The following is a 21,547-nucleotide window of genomic DNA, read 5'->3' on the forward strand; positions in this document are numbered from 1 at the left end:
GGCACGCCTGAATCAAAACCAACCTCAAGGAGACGAGATGACCAAAGCAATCCGATTCGATAAAACCGGCGGTCCCGAAGTGATGAAGTGGGTCGACGTCGAAGTCGGTGAGCCGGGCACGGGCGAGATCCGCGTCAGGCAGACGGCGGTCGGGCTGAACTATATCGACGTGTACTTCCGCACCGGTCTCTATCCGTTGCCTTTGCCCGGCGGCCTCGGCATGGAAGCGGCCGGCGAAGTGACGGCGCTCGGCCCGGGCGTGACCGGTCTGAAGGTGGGCGATCGCATCGCGTACGTGGGCCGTCCGCCCGGCGCGTATGCGCAGGAACGCGTGCTGCAGGCAGCGCAGGTCGTGAAAGTGCCCGACGCGTTGAGCGACGAGCAGGCCGCCTCGGTGATGCTGCAAGGCCTGACCGCGCACTATCTGCTGCGCCGCACGTATCCCGTGAAAGCCGGCGACACGATCCTGATCCAGGCCGCGGCGGGCGGCGTCGGTCTGCTGGTGTGCCAGTGGGCGAAGGCGCTCGGCGCGACGGTGATCGGCACCGTCGGCTCGGATGAGAAAGCGGAGATCGCCACGGCGCACGGTTGCGATCATGCGATCGTCTACACGCGCGAGAACTTCACCAAACGCGTGCGCGAGATCACCAACGGCGCGGGCGTGCCGGTGGTGTACGACTCGATTGGTAAAGACACGTTTACGGGCTCGCTCGATTGCCTCGCGCCGCTCGGCCTGTTCGTGAGCTTCGGCAACGCGTCGGGGCCGTTGCCGCCGATCGATTCGTCGGAATTCGCCGGACGTGGTTCGCTGTTCTTCACGCGCCCGACGCTCTTTACCTACATCGCCAAACGCGGCGACTACGAGGCGGCGTCCACCGAGTTGTTCGACGTGCTGGTGTCGGGCAAGGTCAAGACGAGCATCAATCAGCGCTACGCATTATCGGACGTCGGCCGCGCGCATGCGGATCTCGAAGGGCGCCGCACGACGGGCTCGACGGTGCTCCTGCCGTAACGCACGACGACGGCCTGAGCGCGAGAGCGACGGCCGTATAAAAACGAAGCTCATTGAAGGTCGCGCCCCAACCGTAGTCAAACCGGCGCCGCACGCCGCAAAACCAGGCCCAGCCAACCCGAGGCCGTTCCATCGCAGGATGGAACGGCCTCGTCCGTTTACGCGATTTTTATATCCCCCACTTCATCTTTGACCAGGCCTTTACACGGTTCGGCATAACGTTGCGGCTATCCAAAGTCCGTGTAATGGAGAACAAAAATGGATGTGCTGTATGTCGGGGGGCTGGTGCTGTTTGCCGCGCTGACCTTCGCTTTGATTGCCGGCTGCGAGAAGTTGATGCAGTTCCGTCGTGGGCAGGGAGCGCGCTGATGAACTGGATTCTGTGGTTATCGGGCGCGGCCACCGCGCTGCTGTTCGTCTATCTGGTCTATGCGCTGTTGCGCGCGGAGGACATTGAATGAACTCGAACAATGTCCTGCAAGCGGGCCTTTTCATCGTCGTGCTGCTGGCAGCCGCGGTGCCGATGGCCCGCTATCTCAGCGCCGTGATGGACGGCAGCTCGCGCGTGGTCCGCTTCGGCGGTCCCGTCGAGCGTCTGCTGTATCGCATCGCGGGCGTCGATGCGTCGAAGGAAATGAGCTGGAAGCACTACGCGATCGCCACGATCGCCTTCAACGTGCTCGGCGTGGCGTTCCTGTACGTGCTGTTGCGCGTGCAAGGCTGGCTGCCGGGCAACCCGCAGCAGTTCGGCCCGATGACCGTGGACGGCGCGTTCAATACCGCGGTCAGTTTCGTGACCAACACGAACTGGCAGGATTACACGCCTGAGCAGACGGTCGGCTATCTGACGCAGATGCTCGGCTTCACGGTGCAGAACTTCTTCTCCGCGGCGACCGGCATCGTGGTGGTGGTTGCTTTGATTCGCGGCTTTGCGCGTCACACTGCGCAAACCATCGGCAACTTCTGGGTCGATCTCACGCGCGTGACGCTCTACGTGTTGCTGCCGATGGCGGCGATCGTCGCGGCTCTGTTGATGAGCCAGGGCGTGGTGCAGAACTTCAAGGCCTATCAGGACGTGCCGACGCTGCAAACCACCACGTACGCCGCGCCGAAGCTCGACGCGCAAGGCAACCCGGTGAAGGACGCCAAGGGCAATCCGGTGACGGTCGATACGCCCGTGAAGACGCAAACCCTCGCCATGGGCCCGGTCGCGTCGCAGGAAGCGATCAAGATGCTCGGCACCAACGGCGGCGGCTTCTTTAACGGCAACTCGGCGCATCCGTATGAAAACCCGACACCGTTCTCGAACTTCCTGCAGATCTTCTCGATCCTGATCATTCCCGCCGCGCTGGCGCTGGTGTTCGGCCGCATGATCGCGGACCGCAAGCAGGGCGTGGCCGTGCTCGCCGCCATGACGATCGCGTTTGCCGTCTGCGTGTTCGGCGAGATCAGCGCGGAGCAGGGCGGCAATCCGGCCATCGCCGCCTTGCATGTCGATCAGTCGGCTAATGCGTTGCAGTCGGGCGGCAACGCGGAGGGCAAGGAAACGCGCTTCGGCATCGCGCAGTCGGGCATCTTCACGGTCGCGACCACCGCGGCTTCATGCGGCGCGGTTGCCAACACGCACGACTCGCTGACGCCGATCGGCGGCCTCTATCCGATGCTGCTGATGCAACTCGGCGAAGTGATCTTCGGCGGCGTGGGTTCCGGCATGTACGGCATGCTCGTATTCGCGATGCTGGCTGTGTTCGTGGCGGGGCTGATGATCGGCCGCACGCCGGAATACGTCGGCAAGAAGATCGAAGCGTACGAGATGAAGATGGTGTCGATCGTCGTCTTGCTGACGCCGCTGCTGGTGCTGGTCGGCACGTCGATCGCGGTGTTGAGCGACGCGGGCAAGGCGGGCATCGCCAACCCCGGCGCGCACGGTTTCTCCGAAATCCTCTACGCGTTCAGCTCGGCTGCCAATAACAACGGCAGCGCGTTCGCGGGCCTCACCGTGAGCACGCCGTTCTACAACTGGCTCACCGCGATCGCGATGTGGTTCGGCCGCTTCGGCACGATCATTCCGGTGCTCGCGATTGCCGGTTCGCTTGCCGCGAAAAAGCGCATCGGCGTGACGGGCGGCACGTTGCCCACGCATGGACCGCTGTTCGTCGTGCTGTTGCTCGGCACGGTGCTGCTGGTTGGCGCGCTGACTTATGTGCCCGCGCTCGCGCTCGGTCCTGGTGTCGAACATCTGATCATGATGGGCGCCCATTGAGGCGGCCCAACGAGATGACCAAATGAGATGACACAAGCGACCCATGACTGACCAGGCGCAAACGGGAAATTCGAGGATTCAATGACTGAACATAATGCAACCCGGTCCATGTTCGACCCAGCGCTGCTGCGCCCGGCGATCGTGGACTCCTTCAAGAAGCTGACGCCGCGCACGCAGTTCCGCAATCCGGTGATGTTCTGCGTGTACGTGGGCAGCATTCTCACGACCATTCTCTGGATCGCCGCGCTCGGCGGCCAGGCCGAGGCGCCCGCGGGCTTCATTCTCGCGGTCACGTTGTGGCTGTGGTTCACGGTGCTGTTCGCCAACTTCGCGGAAGCGCTCGCCGAAGGCCGCTCGAAGGCCCAGGCCGCGTCGCTGCGCAGCGCGAAGAAAGACGTGATGGCCAAGAAGTTGAACGAGCCGCATCCGAAGTCGCCGATCCGCATTCTGACGGCTTCAGATCTGCGCAAGGGCGACGTCGTGCTGGTCGAAACCGGCGACGTGATTCCTGCCGACGGCGAAGTAATCGACGGTGTCGCGTCGGTCGACGAATCGGCGATCACGGGCGAGTCCGCGCCGGTGATCCGCGAGTCGGGCGGCGACTTTTCGTCGGTGACGGGCGGCACGCGCGTGCTGTCGGACTGGATCGTGGTGCGTGTCACCGCGAATCCGGGCGAAGCGTTCCTCGACCGCATGATCGCGATGGTGGAAGGCGCAAAGCGTCAGAAGACGCCGAATGAAATCGCGCTGACCATTCTGCTGGTTGCGTTGACGATCGTGATGCTGCTCGCCACCGCCACGCTGCTGCCGTTCTCGATGTTCTCGGTCGAAGCCGCGAAAGCGGGCCACGTGGTGACGATTACCGCGCTGGTCGCGCTGCTGGTGTGTCTGATTCCGACGACCATCGGCGGTTTGTTGTCGGCGATCGGCGTGGCCGGTATGAGCCGGATGATGCAGGCGAACGTGATCGCCACCTCGGGCCGCGCCGTGGAAGCAGCCGGCGACGTCGACGTGCTGTTGCTCGACAAGACCGGCACCATCACGCTCGGCAATCGCCAGGCTTCGCAGTTCGTGCCGGCGCCGGGTTTGACGGAAGAAGCGCTTGCGGACGCCGCGCAACTATCGTCGCTCGCCGACGAAACGCCGGAAGGCCGCAGCATCGTCGTATTGGCGAAGCAGCGCTTCAACATTCGTCAACGCGACATGGCCTCGCTGCATGCCACGTTCCTCGCGTTCACCGCGCAAACGCGCATGAGCGGCGTCGATCTGCCGGGCCGCGAAATTCGCAAGGGCGCGGCCGACGCGGTGAAGAACTACGTCGAGGCCAACGGTGGCCGTTTCCCGAATGAAGTAAGCAACGCCGTGGCCGAAGTCGCGCGGCGCGGCAGTACGCCGCTGGTGGTCGCCGAAAAAGGCGAGCAGGGCGCGCGCGTGCTCGGCGTGATCGAGTTGAAGGACGTGGTGAAGGGCGGCATCAAGGAACGTTTCGCCGAACTGCGCAAGATGGGCATCAAGACCATCATGGTGACGGGCGACAACCGCTTGACGGCGGCGGCGATCGCCGCGGAAGCCGGCGTCGACGATTTCCTCGCCGAAGCCACACCTGAAGCGAAGCTCGCCACGATCCGCGCGCACCAGGCTGAAGGCCGCCTCGTGGCGATGACCGGCGACGGCACCAACGACGCCCCGGCGCTTGCACAGGCCGACGTCGCGGTGGCGATGAACACGGGCACGCAGGCCGCTAAAGAAGCGGGCAACATGGTCGACCTCGATTCGAATCCGACCAAGCTGATCGAGATCGTGGAGATCGGCAAGCAGATGCTGATGACGCGCGGTTCGCTCACCACCTTCTCGATTGCCAACGACGTCGCCAAATACTTCGCGATCATTCCGGCCGCGTTCGCCACGACCTATCCGGCACTGAACGCGCTGAACGTGATGCATCTGGCCACGCCCGCCTCGGCGATCATGTCGGCGGTGATTTTCAACGCGCTGATCATCGTGTTGCTGATTCCGCTGGCGCTCAAGGGCGTGCGTTATCGCGCGCTCGGCGCGGCGATCCTGCTGCGCCGCAATCTGCTGGTCTACGGTTTGGGCGGGATCATCGTGCCGTTCATCGGCATCAAGCTGATCGATATGGTGCTGGCCGCATTCGGTTGGGTCTAAGCGCCAGTGCGCCAGTTCATAAGGAATCATTCATCATGAAAAATCTGTTCCGTCCGTTGATCGTGATTTTCGCGGTGCTCACCGCCGTGACCGGGCTTGCTTATCCTGCCGTTATGACCGCCGTCGGTCAGGCGGCCTTCAGCGATCAGGCTAACGGCAGCATGCTCGAACAGGACGGCAAGGTGGTCGGCTCGAAGCTGATCGGCCAGCAGTTCGATGCGCCGCAATACTTCTGGGGCCGCCTGTCGGCCACCAGCCCGATGCCGTACAACGCGCAGGGTTCGGGTGGTTCGAATCTCGGCCCGACCAATCCGGCGTTACTCGACGAAATCAAAGGCCGTATCGACGCGTTGAAAACGGCCGGCACGGATATGTCGAAGCCGGTGCCGGTGGATCTGGTGACGTCGTCGGGCAGCGGTCTCGATCCGGAGATCAGCCCGGCCGCGGCGGCTTATCAGATCGAGCGCGTCGCCAAGGCACGCAAGCTCGCGGCGAACGACGTGCAGGCGCTGGTGGATCGTTACACGAGCGGCCGTCAGTTCGGTATTCTCGGTGAGCCGCGCGTGAACGTGCTGCAACTGAATCTGGCGCTTGACGAAATGAAGCACGGCTGATCGACGAAACGCTGTAGCGCTTCGCATCGCAAAGGCGGCGTCCGCGCGACTCCGCCTTTGCCATTTGACGGCGCGACGCAATACAGGTAATAGCGCCGTTATTTGCGGCCGGCCCGCCGCCGTGCCACCATGCACACACCGAAGCTCGCCCAACGATGAAAACCATTGAGCATGAACCGCCCCGATCCCGATGAGTTGCTCGACAAGCTGCAACGCGACGAAGAAAAACGTCAGCGAGGCAGGCTGAAGATTTTTTTCGGCGCGTCGGCGGGCGTCGGCAAAACCTATGCGATGTTGCAGGCCGCGCGCCGTCGTCATGACGAAGGCGCGGACGTGGTGGTCGGCATCGCCGAAACGCATGGCCGCACCGAAACCGCGGCGCTGCTCGACGGTCTCGACGTGCTGCCGCTCGCGCAGATCGAATATCGCGGCCGCAAGCTCGGCGAGTTCGATCTCGACGCCGCGCTCGCGCGCAAGCCGGCGCTGATTCTCGTCGATGAACTCGCGCATTCGAACGTGCAGGGCGCGCGGCATCTGAAGCGCTGGCAGGACGTGTATGAACTGCTCGACGCGGGTATCGACGTCTATACGACGGTCAACGTCCAGCACCTCGAAAGCCTGAACGACGTGGTCGGCCAGATCACCGGCATTCGTGTCTGGGAGACCGTGCCGGACCGCGTGTTCGATCGCGCCGACGAAGTCACGCTGGTCGACCTGCCCGCCGAGGAACTGCTCGACCGGATGCGCGACGGCAAGGTGTACATGCCGCAGCAGGCCGAGCGCGCGGTGCGCAACTTCTTCCGCAAAGGCAATCTGATCGCGCTGCGCGAGCTGGCGTTGCGCCGTACCGCGGATCGCGTCGATGCGCAAATGCACGAGTACCGCGCGGACCGTTCGATCCAGCGCATCTGGCAGGCGCGCGAGCGTTTGCTGGTGTGCGTCGGCCCCGGCCCGGAAGCACCGATGCTGGTGCGCGCGGCGGCGCGCCTCGCCGCGAGCCTGAAGGCCGACTGGATCGCCGTCTATGTGGAAACGCCGGCGCTGCAGCGTCTGCCCGACGCGCGTCGCGAACGCACGTTGAACGCGCTGAAGCTCGCCGCGGAACTCGGCGCCGAAACCGCGACGCTCGCGACCGCCGACGCGGCCGTCGCGTTGATCGGCTATGCGCAGGCGCGCAACGTGTCGAAGCTGGTGGCCGGCGCGTCGGCACGCACGGGCTTGAGACGCTGGCTGCGCCGGCCGCTCGGCGAACGGATCGCCGAGAAGGCGGCCGATCTCGATCTCACGCTGATTCGCGCGTCCTCCGAGCGCGACGGCGGCGAGCATCGCCATCTGTTGAACACCACGGCAAATGCATGGCGCGAGGCGCTGAGCGCGGCGCGCGAACGCCGCTCGCCGCCGCGCGCCTACGGCTTCGCGCTGTTGATCTGCGCGGCCATCACGCTGCTGGCGAGCCAGTTGATCGACCATATCGATCTGACCAATCTCGTCATGCTCTATCTGCTCGGCGTGATCTTCGCCGCCGTGAAGCTGGGGCGCGGGCCCGGCGTGGTGCTGTCGTTCATGAGCGTGGCCGCGTTCGATTTCTTCTTCGTGCCGCCGCGCATGTCGCTGTCGGTCTCCGATACGCAATATCTGCTGACCTTCTTCGGCATGCTGCTGACTTCGCTGGTGATCAGCCATCTCACTTCGAGTCTGCGCCGCGAGGCAAGCGTGGCGCGGCGTCGCGAACAGCGCACTGGCGCGATGTACGCCATGGCGCGCGAACTCGCCGCGGCGCTGACCACGGAACAGATCGTCGGTATCGGCAGCCGGCATGTGAGCGAGGTGTTCGGCGCGCGTGTCGCGATTCTGTTGCCGGACAGCGCCGATCAGGTGAAGCAGAAAATCGAGGATCCGGACGCGACGATCACGCTCGAAGGCGAATTGCTCGATAGCGACGTCGGCCAATGGGTCTACGACCAGCAGAAGCCGGCCGGCCACGGCACTGACACGCTGCCGGCCGCCGCCGCGCTCTACCTGCCACTCAAGGCGCCGATGCGCACGCGCGGCGTGCTCGCTGTGGTGATGCGCGACGAGGGCGAACTCGACGTGCCCGAGCAGCAGCGCATGCTCGACGCGTTCGCCGCGCAGATCGCGCTCGCGCTGGAGCGGGTGCATTACGTCGATATCGCGCGCGATGCGCTCGTCAACATGGAGTCGGAGCGCTTGCGCAACTCGTTGTTGTCGGCGATCTCGCACGATTTGCGCACGCCGTTGACGACCATCGTCGGCTTCTCGTCGATGCTCGCACAAGCGCCCGACGCGCAGCCCAACGGCGAGCTGGTCGAAGCGATTCACGAGGAAGCGCTGCGCATGACCGGCATCGTCACGAATCTGCTCGACATGGCGCGTCTGCAGGCGGGCAGTCTGCAACTGAACCAGCAATGGACGCTGCTCGAAGAGACGGTGGGCGCCGCGCTGCGGGCTTGCAAACGTGTGCTGACGAATCATCCGGTGCGGGTGAAACTGCCCGCCGACCTGCCGCTCTTGCACCTCGACGCCGTGCTGATGGAGCGCCTCTTCTCCAACCTGTTCGAGAACGCCGCGAAATACACCGCGCCGGCCACGCCGCTGACAATCGGCGCGCAGCGTCTCGACGCGGACGGCAAGTCGTTCGTGCGCGTGACCGTCGACGATAGCGGCCCGGGTCTGCCCGCCGGCATGGAAGCGCGCGTGTTCGAGAAATTCACGCGCGGCGAGAAGGAGTCGGCCAAGCCGGGCATCGGCCTGGGACTGGCGATCTGCCGCGCGATCGTGGAAGCGCACGGCGGTACAATCGGCGCGCTCAATCGCATGTCGGCGGACGGCCGTGTCGAGGGCGCGCGCTTCTGGTTCACGCTGCCGGTGGACACGCCGCCTGACGCGCCGGATGCACTGGAAAACGAAGGCGCCGATTCCTTGACCCACGCCGACACCGGCGGCGATTCAACTCTTAATCCGCTTTCCAAGCCTAGCCATGAGTGACCCGAGCATCACCGTCGTCCTGATCGAAGATGAAAAGCAGATTCGCCGCTTCGTGCGAACGGCGCTGGAAGGCGAGGGCATCGTCGTGCATGACGCCGAGACCGGCAAGCAGGGTCTCGTCGAAGCCGCGACGCGCAAGCCCGATCTGGTGATCGTCGATCTCGGCCTGCCCGACACCGACGGTCTCGACGTGATCCGCGAACTGCGCGGCTGGAGCGAGTTGCCGGTGATCGTGCTGTCGGCGCGTACCCAGGAAAGCGAAAAAGTCGCCGCGCTCGATGCCGGCGCGGACGATTACCTCACCAAGCCGTTCGGCGTGTCCGAGTTGCTGGCGCGGATTCGCGCGCATATGCGGCGCCGGAATCAGGGCGGCGCCAACGAAACACCGCAGGTGCGCTTCGGCACGGTGACCGTCGATCTGGCCTTGCGGCAGGTGAGCCGCGACGGCGCGGTGGTCCATCTGACGCCGATCGAGTACCGGCTGCTCGCGACGCTGGTGCGCCATGCCGGCCGCGTGCTGACGCATCGCCAATTGCTGCGCGAGGTGTGGGGGCCGTCGCATGTCGAGAGCCATCACTATTTGCGCATCTATATGGCGCATCTGCGCGGCAAGCTGGAGCGCGACCCGGCGCAACCGGAGCACATCATCACGGAAACGGGTGTCGGATACCGGCTGGTGGGCGCGATTTGAGCGTGAGGCGACAATTTGCCACCGCGCGACACGCGTTCCGGCAGCGAGCGCCCACCGGCGGCCTCGAGCTATTTTGGTATAATTACAGTTCGTAAGGACGACCTTGCGGTTTCACGAACGGGGACGGCCCCATCTGACCATGGAGCTGTCTCATGTCCTGGATTCTTCTGTTAATTGCCGGTTTGCTCGAAATCGCGTGGGCCGCCGGTCTCAAAACCTCCGATGGTTTCACCCGCCTGTGGCCGTCCGTGTTCACAATCGTGACGGCGCTCGGCAGCTTCGTGCTGCTCGCCATGGCCATGCGTCAGCTGCCGCTCGGCACGGCGTACGCGGTATGGACGGGAATCGGCGCGGTCGGCGCGTTCATCTTCGGAATCGTGGTGATGGGTGAGGCGTTGACCGTCGCGCGAGTGGCCAGCGCGGCGCTGATCGTGATCGGATTGATCGGCCTGAAGCTGTCTTCCGGGCATTGAGCCCGGCATTTCGACCTACTGCCGGGCGTCTTTACCCAATCCGGGTGCGCCCGGCCCGCGCCTTCAATCAAGCCGGCCAATTATTCGCCGCTCTGCGTTCTGCGAATTAAGGTGGCTATAATGAGATCGAATCCAACCTGAAATTGTCCGCGGCCCATTTGGCGCGACCGGCTTGGCGCGGGTCTGACGACTTCGATGCGCGGCCCCATTCGTGGCCCGTCGTAGCGCCCGGCACGCACAGCGCGCCTGGAGGCGGCCATGCTTGAATCACTTTCGCTCGCGGCGGGCCTCTCATGGGGCAGCGGCCTGCGCCTCTACCTGACGGTCCTGCTGGCCGGCGTGTTCGCCCGGCTCGGCCTTGTCCATCTTCCCGATACGCTGTCCGCGTTGTCCTCTCCGTGGGTGATCGGCGTGGCGGGCGTGCTCACAGTCACCGAATTTCTCGCCGACAAGATCCCCGCGTTCGATTCGCTGTGGGACGCGGTCCATACCTTCATCCGTATTCCGGCCGGCGCGGTGCTGGCCGCCGGCGCGCTAGGCCATGCCGATCCGGCGCTGCTGACGGTGGCCGCGCTCGCGGGCGGCACGCTGGCGGGCACCGCGCACCTCGCGAAAGCGGGCACACGCGCGTTGATCAATTTGTCACCGGAACCGGTCTCGAATGTGGTGACCTCGACTGCTGAAGACGGACTCGTGTTCGGCGGCATGCTGCTCGCGCTGTTCGTGCCGCTCGTTTTTCTGGTGTTGATGATCGGTTTCCTGATGCTGGCCGGCTGGGCGTTGCCGCGGCTTTGGCGTGGGGTGCAGGGCGGTTTTCGCGGCATGGCGACGCACATGGTGTCGCGCTTCGCCAGGAGCAGGCACGATTGAGCGATACGGTACGGGGTTCCACGGCGCACAGAGCTTTACCGGTGACGACGCGCCGGTTCGGCGGCATGGATCTGGTGCGCCAGTCCATTCGCATGACGTCGCGCGACTGGCGCGCGGGCGAGCTGACCATGCTGCTGCTGGCGCTGGTACTCGCCGTGGCGGCTTTGTCGAGTGTCGGCTTTCTGGCTGACCGTCTGCATCAGGGGCTCGAGCGCGACGCACGGCGCATGATCGCCGCCGACTTCATCGTGCGGGCCGATCATCCGGTCGATCCGCAATTCGCCGCGCAGGCCAAGGCGCTCGGCCTGAAGACCGCCAGCACGGCGATCTTTCCCAGCATGATCAATTCGACCGGCACGCAGCCGGTCTCGCGGCTCGCCGCCATCAAGGCGGTCTCGCCGGGTTACCCGTTGCGCGGCGCGTTGCGCATTGCGCCGGCGCCGGGCGCGGCGGACCACCCGGCGCAGTCGATTCCGCCGCCGGGCGTCGTGTGGGTCGATCAGGCGCTGCTCGATGCGTTGAAGGTGCGTGTCGGCGATCGCGTGAAAGTCGGCGGTCGCGATTTCATGATCGGCGCGGTGATCACGCGCGAACTCGACCGCGGTTTCTCGTTCGTCAACTTCTCGCCGCGCCTGATGCTGCGTGCCGACGACGTGCCGTCCACCGGCCTCGTCACCTACGGCAGCCGCGTAACGTACCGCCTGCTGGTCGCGGGCACGGACGAGTCGGTGGCGCGCTTCGCGCAGTTCGCGCATGAGCGCGTGGACGGCGGCAAGATGCGCGGCGTCGCGCTCGAATCGTTGCAGGACGGCCAGCCGCAAGTGCGTCAGACGCTCGATCGCGCGAGCCACTTCCTTACGCTCGTCTCGCTGCTCACCGCGTTGCTGGCGGCCGTGGCGATTGCGATGGCCGCGCATCGGTATATGCGCCGGCATCTGGACGGCTGCGCGGCGATGCGTTGCCTCGGCGCCAGCCAGTCGACTTTGCGTGCGCTTTTCACGCTCGAATTCGTCGGGCTCGGTTTGATCGGCGGCGCGCTTGGTGTGGCGCTCGGTTTTCTCGGGCATCTCGCGTTGCTCACGTGGCTCGGCAGTCTGATCGATGTCGTGCTCCCCTATCCGACGGCGTGGCCGGCACTCGAAGGCATCGCGGCCGGTCTCGTGCTGCTGCTGGGCTTCGCCTTGCCGCCGCTGTTGCCGCTCACGCGCGTGCCGCCGGTGCGCGTGCTGCGCCGCGAATGGGGCGAAGCGGGGCGCACGGCGTGGGCCGCCTACGCGCTCGGCATCGCGCTGTTCGCCGCGCTGCTGATCATCGCGGCGGGCGAACTGAAGCTCGGCGGAATCGTGGCGGGCGGCTTTGCGGGCGGGATGCTGGTGTTCGCGTGCATCGCGCGGCTGGCGCTGTGGGGCGCGGCGCGCGTCGTGCGCAGCGAGCGCGTGAATGCGAGCATCGGCTGGCGTTATGCGCTGGCGTCGCTCGAACGGCGCAGCAGCGCGAGCGCGTTGCAGATCACCGCGCTCGGCATCGGCCTGATGTGCCTGTTGCTGATCGCGATGACGCGCAACGACCTCGTGGCCGGCTGGCGCAAATCGACGCCGCCCGATGCGCCGAACGAATTTATCATCGACATCCAGCCCGATCAGCGCGACGCGGTCACGCAGTACCTGAGCACGCACGGCGTGCCCGGCACGGTGCTCGCGCCGATGGTGCGCGGACGGCTGACGGCGATCAACGGCAAGCCGGTCAACCCCGATTCGTTCAAGGGCGACGACGCCAAGCGTCTGGTGGATCGCGAATTCAATCTCTCGTACACGACCGAGCTGCCCGACGACAACCGCCTCGCAGCCGGCACCTGGTACGGCGACACGACAACGCCGCAGATTTCGATCGAGCAGGGACTCGCCAAGCTGATCAACGTGAAGCCCGGCGACATGCTGCGTTTCGACGTGACCGGCTTGCAGATCGACGCGCCGGTCACGAGTGTGCGCAAGCTCGACTGGGGTTCGTTCAAGGTCAACTTTTTCGTGCTGATGCCGCCTGCCGCGCTGCAGGATTTCCCGGCGACGTTCATCACGAGTTTCCATTTGCCGCAGGAAAAACAGTCGACCATCGACGGCCTGATCGCCGCCTATCCGAACCTCACGGCCATCGACACCGGTCCGATTCTCGCGCAGGTGCAGCGCGTGTTGCAGCAGGTGATCGGCGCGGTGCAATTCCTGTTCGCGTTCACGCTCGCGGCGGGCGTGCTCGTGCTGTACGCGGCGCTCGCCGGCACGCGCGATGAGCGTATGCGAGAATCCGCGCTGCTGCGCGCGCTGGGCGCGTCGCATCGCCAGGTGCGGGCGGTGCAGGTCGCCGAGTTCGTCGCGGTGGGTGCATTGGCGGGCTTGATGGCGGCGGCCGGCGCGCAGGCCATCGGCTATGTGCTGGCAACGCGCGTGTTCGAGTTCTATCTGAGTTTCAATCCCTGGTTGTTGCCCGCGGGCATTGCCGCCGGCATCGCGTGCGCCGGTGTGGGCGGCTGGCTGAGCCTGCGGCATGTGCTGGCGCGGCCCGCGTTGCAATCGTTGCGGGACGCGTGAATTTTCTTATCGGTTGGTGAGCAGGTATGAGTGATTTGAACGACGAGGTGTCTGCGGCGCAGCCGACGGCCTTCGAACTGGTGGGCGGCGAAGCGCGTGTGCGCGAACTGGTCGACCGTTTTTACGATCTGATGGATCTCGAAGCGGACTTCGCCGGAATCCGCGCGTTGCATCCCGAATCGCTCGACGGTTCGCGCGACAAGTTCTTCTGGTTTCTGTGCGGCTGGATGGGCGGCCCCGATCATTACATCAGCCGCTTCGGTCATCCGCGTTTGCGCGCGCGGCATCTGCCGTTCGCGATCGCGTCCAGCGAGCGCGATCAGTGGCTCAGATGCATGGCGTGGGCAATGGAAGATGTCGGTCTCGACGAGCCGCTGAGGGAGCGCCTGCTCGGCTCGTTCTTCGAAACAGCTGACTGGATGCGCAACCGGAATGGCTAACGGGTTGGACTCGGGCCAGCTTTGCGCTGAATACGCTTGTTTGCCTACGGAAGCGCGGGAGGTTCTCGACTGCTGGTTCGGCATACCCGGCACGCCGGAGTACGACACCGAGCGCAAAATCTGGTTCTCACGCAATGCGGCTTTCGACGCGATGTTGCGGGAACGCTTCGGTGCGTTGATCGACATGGCACGCGAATCCATGCTCGATAGCTGGACGCAAACACCGCTCGGCGCGCTGGCGCTCGTCATCGTGCTGGATCAGTTCTCGCGCAATTGCCATCGCAATACAGCGCGCGCGTTTGCGGCTGACCAGAAAGCCTTGCGTATCGCGCAGCAGATGATCGCGAGCGGGGCTGACCGCTTGTTGCCTACCGCGCATCATCGTGCGTTCGCTTATCTGCCGTTCGAGCACGACGAAACACCTGGGAGCCAGCGTGAGTCGCTGCGTCTATTCGAACAGTTAAAAGCGGAGCCGGGCGGCAAATCGTATTACCGGTTCGCGGTGCGGCACGCGGAAATCATCGAGCGTTTCGGGCGCTTTCCGCATCGCAATGCGACGCTCGGGCGAACCTCGACGGCTGAAGAAATCGCCTTTCTGCGTACACCCGGCTCATCGTTTTAGGCGCGCAGCGCCCCGTGCTATGCGTCGATCGCCGCTCTCGCGGCGCTTGGCGCAAGCACGCAAATCACGCCAGTACATTCGCCTCACCCGCGCAAGGCAAGGCGGCCGCTCGTGCATGAGCGCGGCCGGTTATAACGAGAAAAAGCGGGAAGCGAGCTGACGCCTTAGCGTCCGCCGGACACGTCGAGCAGCGCGCCCGTCACATACGAGGCGGCATCGCTCAACAACCATACGATGGTCTCGGCCACTTCGTCGGCCGTGCCGGGGCGGCCCAGCGGTGTGGTCGCGCCGAGTTGCGCGGCGCGTTCGGGCTTGCCGCCGCTCGCATGAATCTCGGTATCGATGAGGCCAGGGCGCACCGCGTTCACGCGCACGCCTTGCGGGCCGAGTTCCTTGGCGAGGCCGAGCGTCATCGTATCGACAGCGCCTTTCGAGCCGGCGTAGTCGACATATTCGTTCGGTGAACCAAGACGCGAAGCCGCGGACGACACGTTAACGATCACGCCGCCCGCGCCGCCTCGATCAGTCGACATGCGCCGCGCGGCTTCGCGCGCGCACAGATACGCGCCCAGCACGTTGACGTCGAACATGCGCTTCAGGCGCGCGAGGTCCATGTCGGCAAGCTGGCTGGACGGCGCGACGATCCCGGCGTTATTGACGAGCGCGTCGATCCGCCCGAACTTCTGCTGAAGCGCGTCGAACATGGCGAGCACGTCGGCTTCATTCGCGACGTCGCCGGCGATGGTCAGCGCGCGGCCGCCGGCGCGTTCCACTTCAGCGGCAGTATCTTGCGCGGCAGCGAGATTGCGCGCGTAATTCACGCCGACGAACCAGCCGCGCGCACCCAGCAAACGCGCGGTCGCGCGGCCAATGCCGCGGCTGCCACCGGTGATCAGAACGGTTTTCGTCATCGCAAACTCAGCAACCTTCAGGTTCGGAAAAGTCAGACCGCGTCGCGCTTGATCGCCCACTTGTCGCTGACGGGCGGCTGGTAGCGTTGCAGCTTGCCGATCAACCCGGCGGGATCGGCGTCGATCTGCAGGATGTCGAAATAGGTTTGGCGCATGAAACCTTCGTCGACCGTGTGCTGAAGCATGTTGATCAGCGGATCGTAGAAGCCGTCGATATTCAGCAGTGCCACCGCTTTCTGGTGATAGCCGAGTTGCGCCCACGTGTAGACTTCGAACAGCTCTTCGAGCGTGCCCGCGCCGCCCGGCATCGCGACGAACGCGTCGGACAGGTCGGCCATCATCTTCTTGCGATGATGCATGTCGGGCACCACGTGCAATTCGGTCAGGCCGTTATGGCCGACTTCCTTGTTGACCAGCAGCTCGGGAATCACGCCGATCGCGCGGCCGCCTTCGGCCATCACCGTGTCGGCGATCACGCCCATCAGGCCGACCTTGCCGCCGCCGTACACCAGCGCGAGATCGGCTTGCACCAGCGCGCGGCCGAAGGTGCGCGCCGCTTCCGCATACAACGGTTTGGCTCCGTTGGAAGAGCCGCAATACACACACACCGACTTCATGCTCAAACGTCCTTCGGTTCGTTGCGGGGCGCGGCGCCTTCCTTGGGCGGCAGGTAGTCGTAAAACTCGCGCTTGGGCAGCTTGCCCGACACGAGGTCGTCGAAAATCTGCCGCGAGCGGCCGCGCAGATAGGGCGCCATGAGCGACACGATCTGCACGCTCACCTGATGCAGCTCCGCGCGAATCGCTTCCTGCTCGTTGTATTTGCGCGGGTTCATCACGAACTGATACGAGAGCCAGTACGTGCCGATCACGCCGACGTTGGTGGCGATTACGTGAAGCTCTTCCGGCGTGACGACCATTTCGCCGTCGGCGACGAGTTGTTCGCAGAACTGGCTCGCGAAACGCACCTTGTGGCTGATGATCTGCTTGAAGTGCGTTTCAAGCGTGCGATTTCGCGCCAGCAGATCGTTCAGATCACGATACAGGAAACGATAACGCCAGGTGAAATCGACCATGTACTGCAGATACGACCACATTTCGTCGATGGTCGCGCGATGGTCGTCGGGGAAACGCAGACGCTTTTCGATCTCCTGCTCGAACTGGCTGAAGATGCTGTTGATGATGTCGTCTTTGTTGCGGAAGTGGTAGTACAGGTTGCCTGGACTGATTTCCATTTCCTCGGCGATCGTCGTCGTCGTGACGTTCGGCTCGCCGATTTCGTTGAACAGCTTCAACGACAGCTCGAGAATCCGTTCGCGCGTGCGGCGGGGAGGTTTGGCTTCCATGTCGTCCGGCCCTGGTTACGCCGGGCTGGGGCACACGGCGGCGAGCCGCTCTTTGCGTGATCCGCCCGGACGCGGTTGGTGTATCGGACGATTATAAACCGAGCGTTCTAATACCAAGCGGATAGTCAGGGTTTTCATTCCTCGCGACGCTTCGCGCGTCGATCGAACGCGCCTGTACGGCGTTAAAACAGCCTGCCGCGCGCCTTCACAGCCATGCCTCGACCCAATGCGCGACGAGCGGCCCGACGATCAGCAGCCACGTCATCAGGCACATGCCGAGCGCGACCATCACAGCCGCGCTGCCGAGATCCTTCGCGCGGCGCGAGAGTTCGTGGCGTTCGAGTGAAATCCGGTCGATGGCCGCTTCCACGCTCGAATTCAGCAACTCGACGATCAGCACGAGCAGCACCGAACCGAGCAGCAACACGCGCGACACCGGCTCGACGGGCACCAGCACGCCGCAGGGAATCAGGATCGCGGCAAGCGTGAGTTCCTGACGAAACGCGCTTTCCTCGCGGATCGCGACGCGAAAGCCCGCGAGCGAATTTTTCATCGCGTGCCAGGCGCGCGTGAGGCCGCGATTGCCTTTGTAGGGATTGAAAGGCAATGGCGCGAACGGATCGTCGGGGCTGAGGGGTTCGTTCTGCGTGTCGTGTTGCGTGACGTTTTGTTGCGTGCCATTCGCGTCGTTCAAACCATGCGCGTGATCTGCATGATTCGCCGTGCCTGGCTCGTGCACGTCGTCGAACGGTTCGATGCTTGCGGTGTGGTTGTCGTTGTCGGTATCGACGGCACGCAGCGCGCCGTTCGGCGCGCGCCCCACGGTGGATGGTCTGGTTCGCATGGACGGCTCGGCACACCGCGTCACGCGGCGGCGCTTTCCTCGCGATACGAGGCGCGCGGCAGCGGCTTCAGATGCGCGGCGAATTGCTCGGAGGCCGCCGCCCACGAGAAGCGTTCGGCCCACGCGCGCGCATGGTTGCGGTCGATCTTCAAGGCTTCGAGGCAGGCTTCGCGCAGATCTTCATGCATCGCGCCCGCGCCGCCGTCGCCGAGCACATCGATCGGGCCGGTGACCGGATACGCCGCGACCGGCGTGCCGCAGGCGAGCGCTTCGAGCAGCACGAGCCCGAACGTGTCGGTGCGGCTCGGGAACACGAAGACGTCCGCCGCCGCATAGACCTTCGCCAACTCGGCCTGCGTCAGCACACCCAAATAATTCGCTTGCGGATAGCGCGACTTCAGTTCGGCGAGTGCCGGACCTTCACCTGCGACCCACTTCGAACCGGGCAGATCGAGCTTCAGAAACGCCTCGACGTTTTTCTCGACTGCCACACGTCCCACGTAGAGAAAGATCGGGCGCGCGCTGTTGAGCACCTTCGAGTCCATCTGATGGAAGATGTCCAGGTCGACACCGCGCGTCCAAAGCACGACGTTGGTAAAGCCGAATTTTTCGAGGTCGGCTTTGACGACCGGCGTAGGCGCCATCACGGCCAGCGACGGCTTGTGAAACCAGTGCAGGAACTTGTAGGTCGCGGCGAGCGGAATGCCGAAACGCGCCTGCACGTACTCCGGAAAACGCGTGTGATAAGCGGTGGTGAACGGCAGCTTGTGCTGGATCGCGTAGGCGCGCGCGGCCATGCCGAGCGGACCCTCAGTGGCGATGTGCAAGGCGTCGGGCGAGAACGCGTCGATACGTTCGCGCAGTTTGCGGCGCGGCAGCAGCGAGAGGCGGATCTCCGGATAAGTCGGGCAAGGGATCGTCTTGAATTCGAGCGGCGTCAGCAGATCGACGTGATGGCCGAGCGCGCTGAGTTCGCGCGTGGTGTTTTTCAGCGTGCGCACGACGCCATTGACCTGCGGTTCCCATGCGTCGGTGACGATCATGATCTTCATCGGTTTCGGCCCAATAGAGGAGTTGACAAGCAGGGACTATGCGGTCGCCCGGGCCTTTTGCACGCCCACTTCCGGAGAGCGCATCACGGTCCAGTAGATCACCTTGAGTTCGCCTTCATACGTCTCGACGAGAGCCGACAGGCTTTCGACCCAGTCGCCGTCGTTGCAATACAGGACGCCGTCGATATCGCGTATCTCGGCTTTATGGATGTGCCCGCAGACCACGCCGTCGCAGCCGCGGCGGCGCGCTTCGTCGGTCATCACGCGTTCGAACGAGGAGATGAAATTGACCGCGTTCTTCACCTGATGCTTCAGGTACTGCGACAGCGACCAGTACGGAAAACCGAGCCGGCTGCGGATCCGGTTAAACCAGCGGTTCAGGATCAGGATCATCGTGTAGAGCGTGTCGCCGAGATAGGCGAGCCACTTGGCGTGCTGGATCACGCCGTCGAACAGATCGCCGTGCACGATCCACAGACGCTTGCCGGCGAGCGTGGTGTGAAACGCCTCGCCGCGCACGTGGATGTCGCCGAACGCGAGGTCGCAGAACTGGCGCGCGGCTTCGTCGTGATTGCCGGGCACGTAGATCACTTGCGTGCCCTTGCGCGCCTTGCGCAGCACCTTCTGCACGACGTCGTTGTGAGCCTGCGGCCAGTACCAGCCTTTCTTCAACTGCCAGCCGTCGATTATGTCGCCCACCAGGTACAGATATTCCGACTCGTTGTGACGCAGGAAGTCGAGCAGATAGGGCGCCTGGCAGCCGCTCGACCCGAGATGGATGTCGGACAGCCAGATGGTGCGGTAGCGGTGCGGCTCGGCGTGATCGTCGTCGTGATGACTGGCTTTGGCGTCGAGCGGCAGTGGCGCCACGGGCAGCGGCAAGCCGTGACTGTGGTTGGGTTCCGGGCGGAACGCGACAGGGTCGACGCTCGGGCCGGTCTGGCGGAACAGGGAAGTCGCGGACGTTTTGGGGTCCATGGCTCACGCGTCGAGTTGCGGTGCCCGTATTGGGCCAAGTGTGCGTGACTGTGCCGTGACAGTCATGAGAAGTTCTTATTACTGCGGGGGCGGGAGAGGATCGGGTCGGCGTGAAAGGCGGAGCTTGAAACGCGGATGACCCGCGACAGACATGGCTCTCGCGGATTGGTGGCGGACCGACGGTAGGGTGAAGTAACCGGGAGGTCGGCTAAGCCGCGGATCGCGCGAGGCGCGTCGTGTGGTAGCGGCCCGACAGCAGCAGCGCGAAATAATCAGGCGGCTAGTGCGGCAGCGTCTGGCGAGGCTCGCTGAAAGCGATGGCTACTCGGCAGGAGGGCGAAATAAACGACCGGCTGGCCCGCGACAGCTCAGCGCGAAACGCTGACGATTCGAGTGCCCGCGAGGCGGTCGTGCAGGAACTGGCGCTGCGGATCGAAGCGGCCGGTAGCCGCCCACAGCACGAACCAGATGCCGGCGATTATCAGCGTCTGCGGCAGCTTGAGCCCGAGCAGCGGATGCAGCGCCAGCGGCGGCAAAAACCACAGCCACGCGAGCACGTAGCGGGCGATTGCGCGGCCGGTGGAGAGCGGCGCGCCGTTGGCGGCGACCACGCGCAGACGCCAGGTTTTCATCGGCAAGGTCTGGCCGCTGTGAGTCCAGAACCAGACGAAGTACACGCCGACCACGAGGCCGATCCATGCCGCCAGCAGGTTGTGATGCGTCAGGCCGTTGCGTTGCTGTGTCAGCGTGCTGAACAGATAGCCCGCGATGAACACCACGCCGAACAGGATCAGCGCTTCGTAGAGCAGCGCCGCGAGGCGCCGCCGGACGGTGGGTAGGTCGCCGTTGTTGCTATCGGCAGCGATGGCCTGAGAAGCGAGCGGTTGGGACACGGCGGCGGCGTCAGGCTCAGGAGCCGTTGAAGATCGACGGCGCTTCGGCCGGCGAAACCGGCAGCGGCGTAGCGGGAACGAAGCTGCCGGCGGCGGGAATCGGCGGCGCGGCGGCGGGGCTCGGCAACGAAGCCGCGGCTGCGGCGCTGGCCGCCGCCGCGCCGCTAGCGCCGTGCTCACGCGCATTGACGAGACGATCGAGCCCCTTGATCTCGCTGCGGCCCGAAGGCGGTGCGCTGACCACGCTGGGACGGCGCTTGCGCTCGCTGGCGGCGAGCCGTTCCTTCTGCTCTTCGGGCAACTGCTGATAGGCCTTCCACGCGTTCTGACGGGCTTCGCGCGGCAATTCCTTCGACACCTGGTAGTTTTCACGCGCGACGCGCCGCTGGTCGGGCGTCATACGGGTCCATTCAGTCATGCGGTCATGCAGACGTTTTTGCGCATCAGCCGACATCTTCGGGTAACGCGACGCGATCTTGATCCATTTTCGCTTGCGTTCCTCGCTAAAGGAATCCCACTGGGCTTCGAACGGCGCGAGCGCGATATGCTCGGCTGAAGTCAGCCGCGACCACGCCATCGGACTGTTGCTGCCGGGCAGGCTGGGCAATTCGACGGCGAGCGTCGGCGCGGGCGCCTTGGCGGTCACGTTGCCGCCCGCGGCAGGCGCGCTGACGGGCGAGGGGCTCGGATGAAAGCGCGGATAAGTCGCGGCAAACGACACCAGGGCCGCGATCGTGCATCCGAAAACAACGGCCAGGCCGCGCTTGTAACTCACCCGAAGAATC

21 protein-coding genes are annotated in these 21,547 nt (G+C 64.7%); 13 read left to right on the forward strand and 8 right to left on the reverse strand.

All coding sequences use genetic code 11. The features are described 5' to 3' along the window. The first annotated feature begins 37 nt into the window (after positions 1-37). The 13 genes from BPHYT_RS06430 (at position 38) to BPHYT_RS06490 (ending at position 14,739) form a co-directional block, all read left to right on the forward strand. Positions 38-1,012 carry a quinone oxidoreductase family protein gene (locus tag BPHYT_RS06430; protein ID WP_012432340.1) on the forward strand — a complete coding sequence of 325 codons (975 nt, stop codon included), beginning with the start codon at positions 38-40 and terminating at the stop codon, positions 1,010-1,012. A gap of 258 nt (positions 1,013-1,270) precedes the next feature. Then, complete coding sequence (locus BPHYT_RS06435) at positions 1,271-1,381, forward strand: hypothetical protein (RefSeq protein WP_012432341.1); 111 nt, start codon at positions 1,271-1,273, stop codon at positions 1,379-1,381. Then, entirely contained in the window at positions 1,381-1,473 is a 93-nt protein-coding gene (gene kdpF, locus BPHYT_RS06440; protein WP_011487462.1) for a K(+)-transporting ATPase subunit F, read from the forward strand. The genes BPHYT_RS06435 and kdpF overlap by 1 nt, the downstream gene beginning before the upstream one ends. Continuing rightward, entirely contained in the window at positions 1,470-3,275 is a 1,806-nt protein-coding gene (gene kdpA / locus BPHYT_RS06445; RefSeq protein WP_012432342.1) for a potassium-transporting ATPase subunit KdpA, read from the forward strand. The genes kdpF and kdpA overlap by 4 nt, the downstream gene beginning before the upstream one ends. Positions 3,276-3,356: 81 nt before the next feature. Next, positions 3,357-5,441 (forward strand): potassium-transporting ATPase subunit KdpB, encoded by a 2,085-nt coding sequence (gene kdpB / locus BPHYT_RS06450; protein ID WP_012432343.1) that lies wholly within the window; start codon positions 3,357-3,359, stop codon positions 5,439-5,441. A gap of 35 nt (positions 5,442-5,476) precedes the next feature. Beyond that, a complete protein-coding gene (kdpC, locus tag BPHYT_RS06455) occupies positions 5,477-6,055 on the forward strand; it encodes a potassium-transporting ATPase subunit KdpC (RefSeq protein WP_012432344.1) in 579 nt (192 codons plus the stop codon). A gap of 171 nt (positions 6,056-6,226) precedes the next feature. Then, positions 6,227-9,061 (forward strand): DUF4118 domain-containing protein, encoded by a 2,835-nt coding sequence (locus tag BPHYT_RS06460; RefSeq protein ID WP_012432345.1) that lies wholly within the window; start codon positions 6,227-6,229, stop codon positions 9,059-9,061. Further along, positions 9,054-9,752: a two-component system response regulator KdpE gene (gene kdpE / locus BPHYT_RS06465; protein ID WP_012432346.1), complete on the forward strand. Its 699-nt coding sequence runs from the start codon at positions 9,054-9,056 to the stop codon at positions 9,750-9,752. Before BPHYT_RS06460 ends, kdpE begins: the two co-directional genes overlap by 8 nt. Positions 9,753-9,904: 152 nt before the next feature. Then, positions 9,905-10,225 (forward strand): quaternary ammonium compound efflux SMR transporter SugE, encoded by a 321-nt coding sequence (sugE, locus tag BPHYT_RS06470; protein WP_012432347.1) that lies wholly within the window; start codon positions 9,905-9,907, stop codon positions 10,223-10,225. Positions 10,226-10,483: 258 nt separating this feature from the next. Further along, the gene (locus BPHYT_RS06475) at positions 10,484-11,095 is read left to right on the forward strand and encodes a DUF4126 domain-containing protein (protein WP_012432348.1); all 612 of its coding nucleotides are present in this window, start codon (positions 10,484-10,486) and stop codon (positions 11,093-11,095) included. After that, entirely contained in the window at positions 11,092-13,677 is a 2,586-nt protein-coding gene (locus BPHYT_RS06480) for an ABC transporter permease (RefSeq protein ID WP_012432349.1), read from the forward strand. The genes BPHYT_RS06475 and BPHYT_RS06480 overlap by 4 nt, the downstream gene beginning before the upstream one ends. 26 nt (positions 13,678-13,703) lie before the next feature. After that, entirely contained in the window at positions 13,704-14,117 is a 414-nt protein-coding gene (locus BPHYT_RS06485; protein WP_012432350.1) for a group II truncated hemoglobin, read from the forward strand. Further along, complete coding sequence (locus tag BPHYT_RS06490) at positions 14,110-14,739, forward strand: DUF924 family protein (protein WP_012432351.1); 630 nt, start codon at positions 14,110-14,112, stop codon at positions 14,737-14,739. The genes BPHYT_RS06485 and BPHYT_RS06490 overlap by 8 nt, the downstream gene beginning before the upstream one ends. Positions 14,740-14,903: 164 nt before the next feature. Here BPHYT_RS06490 and BPHYT_RS06495 read toward each other — a convergent pair whose 3' ends face one another. From BPHYT_RS06495 to BPHYT_RS06530, 8 genes are all read right to left on the reverse strand, one after another. Continuing rightward, positions 14,904-15,650, reverse strand: a complete 747-nt coding sequence (locus BPHYT_RS06495; protein WP_012432352.1) for an SDR family oxidoreductase — start codon at positions 15,648-15,650, stop codon at positions 14,904-14,906. A gap of 32 nt (positions 15,651-15,682) precedes the next feature. Beyond that, entirely contained in the window at positions 15,683-16,267 is a 585-nt protein-coding gene (locus BPHYT_RS06500) for an LOG family protein (protein WP_012432353.1), read from the reverse strand. Between the two features lie 2 nt (positions 16,268-16,269). Then, positions 16,270-16,995, reverse strand: a complete 726-nt coding sequence (locus BPHYT_RS06505; protein ID WP_012432354.1) for a TetR/AcrR family transcriptional regulator — start codon at positions 16,993-16,995, stop codon at positions 16,270-16,272. A 205-nt stretch (positions 16,996-17,200) separates the two neighbouring features. Further along, entirely contained in the window at positions 17,201-17,839 is a 639-nt protein-coding gene (locus BPHYT_RS06510; RefSeq protein ID WP_012432355.1) for a diacylglycerol kinase, read from the reverse strand. 20 nt (positions 17,840-17,859) lie between these two features. Beyond that, a complete protein-coding gene (locus BPHYT_RS06515) occupies positions 17,860-18,891 on the reverse strand; it encodes a glycosyltransferase family 4 protein (RefSeq protein ID WP_012432356.1) in 1,032 nt (343 codons plus the stop codon). 36 nt (positions 18,892-18,927) lie between these two features. Further along, positions 18,928-19,869 (reverse strand): UDP-2,3-diacylglucosamine diphosphatase, encoded by a 942-nt coding sequence (locus BPHYT_RS06520; RefSeq protein ID WP_012432357.1) that lies wholly within the window; start codon positions 19,867-19,869, stop codon positions 18,928-18,930. A 368-nt stretch (positions 19,870-20,237) separates the two neighbouring features. Beyond that, the gene (locus BPHYT_RS06525) at positions 20,238-20,762 is read right to left on the reverse strand and encodes an RDD family protein (RefSeq protein ID WP_012432358.1); all 525 of its coding nucleotides are present in this window, start codon (positions 20,760-20,762) and stop codon (positions 20,238-20,240) included. A gap of 16 nt (positions 20,763-20,778) precedes the next feature. Then, the gene (locus tag BPHYT_RS06530; RefSeq protein ID WP_012432359.1) at positions 20,779-21,537 is read right to left on the reverse strand and encodes a DUF3106 domain-containing protein; all 759 of its coding nucleotides are present in this window, start codon (positions 21,535-21,537) and stop codon (positions 20,779-20,781) included. Positions 21,538-21,547 lie beyond the last annotated feature (10 nt).

It is taken from the genome of Paraburkholderia phytofirmans PsJN (assembly GCF_000020125.1).
GTDB lineage: Bacteria > Pseudomonadota > Gammaproteobacteria > Burkholderiales > Burkholderiaceae > Paraburkholderia > Paraburkholderia phytofirmans.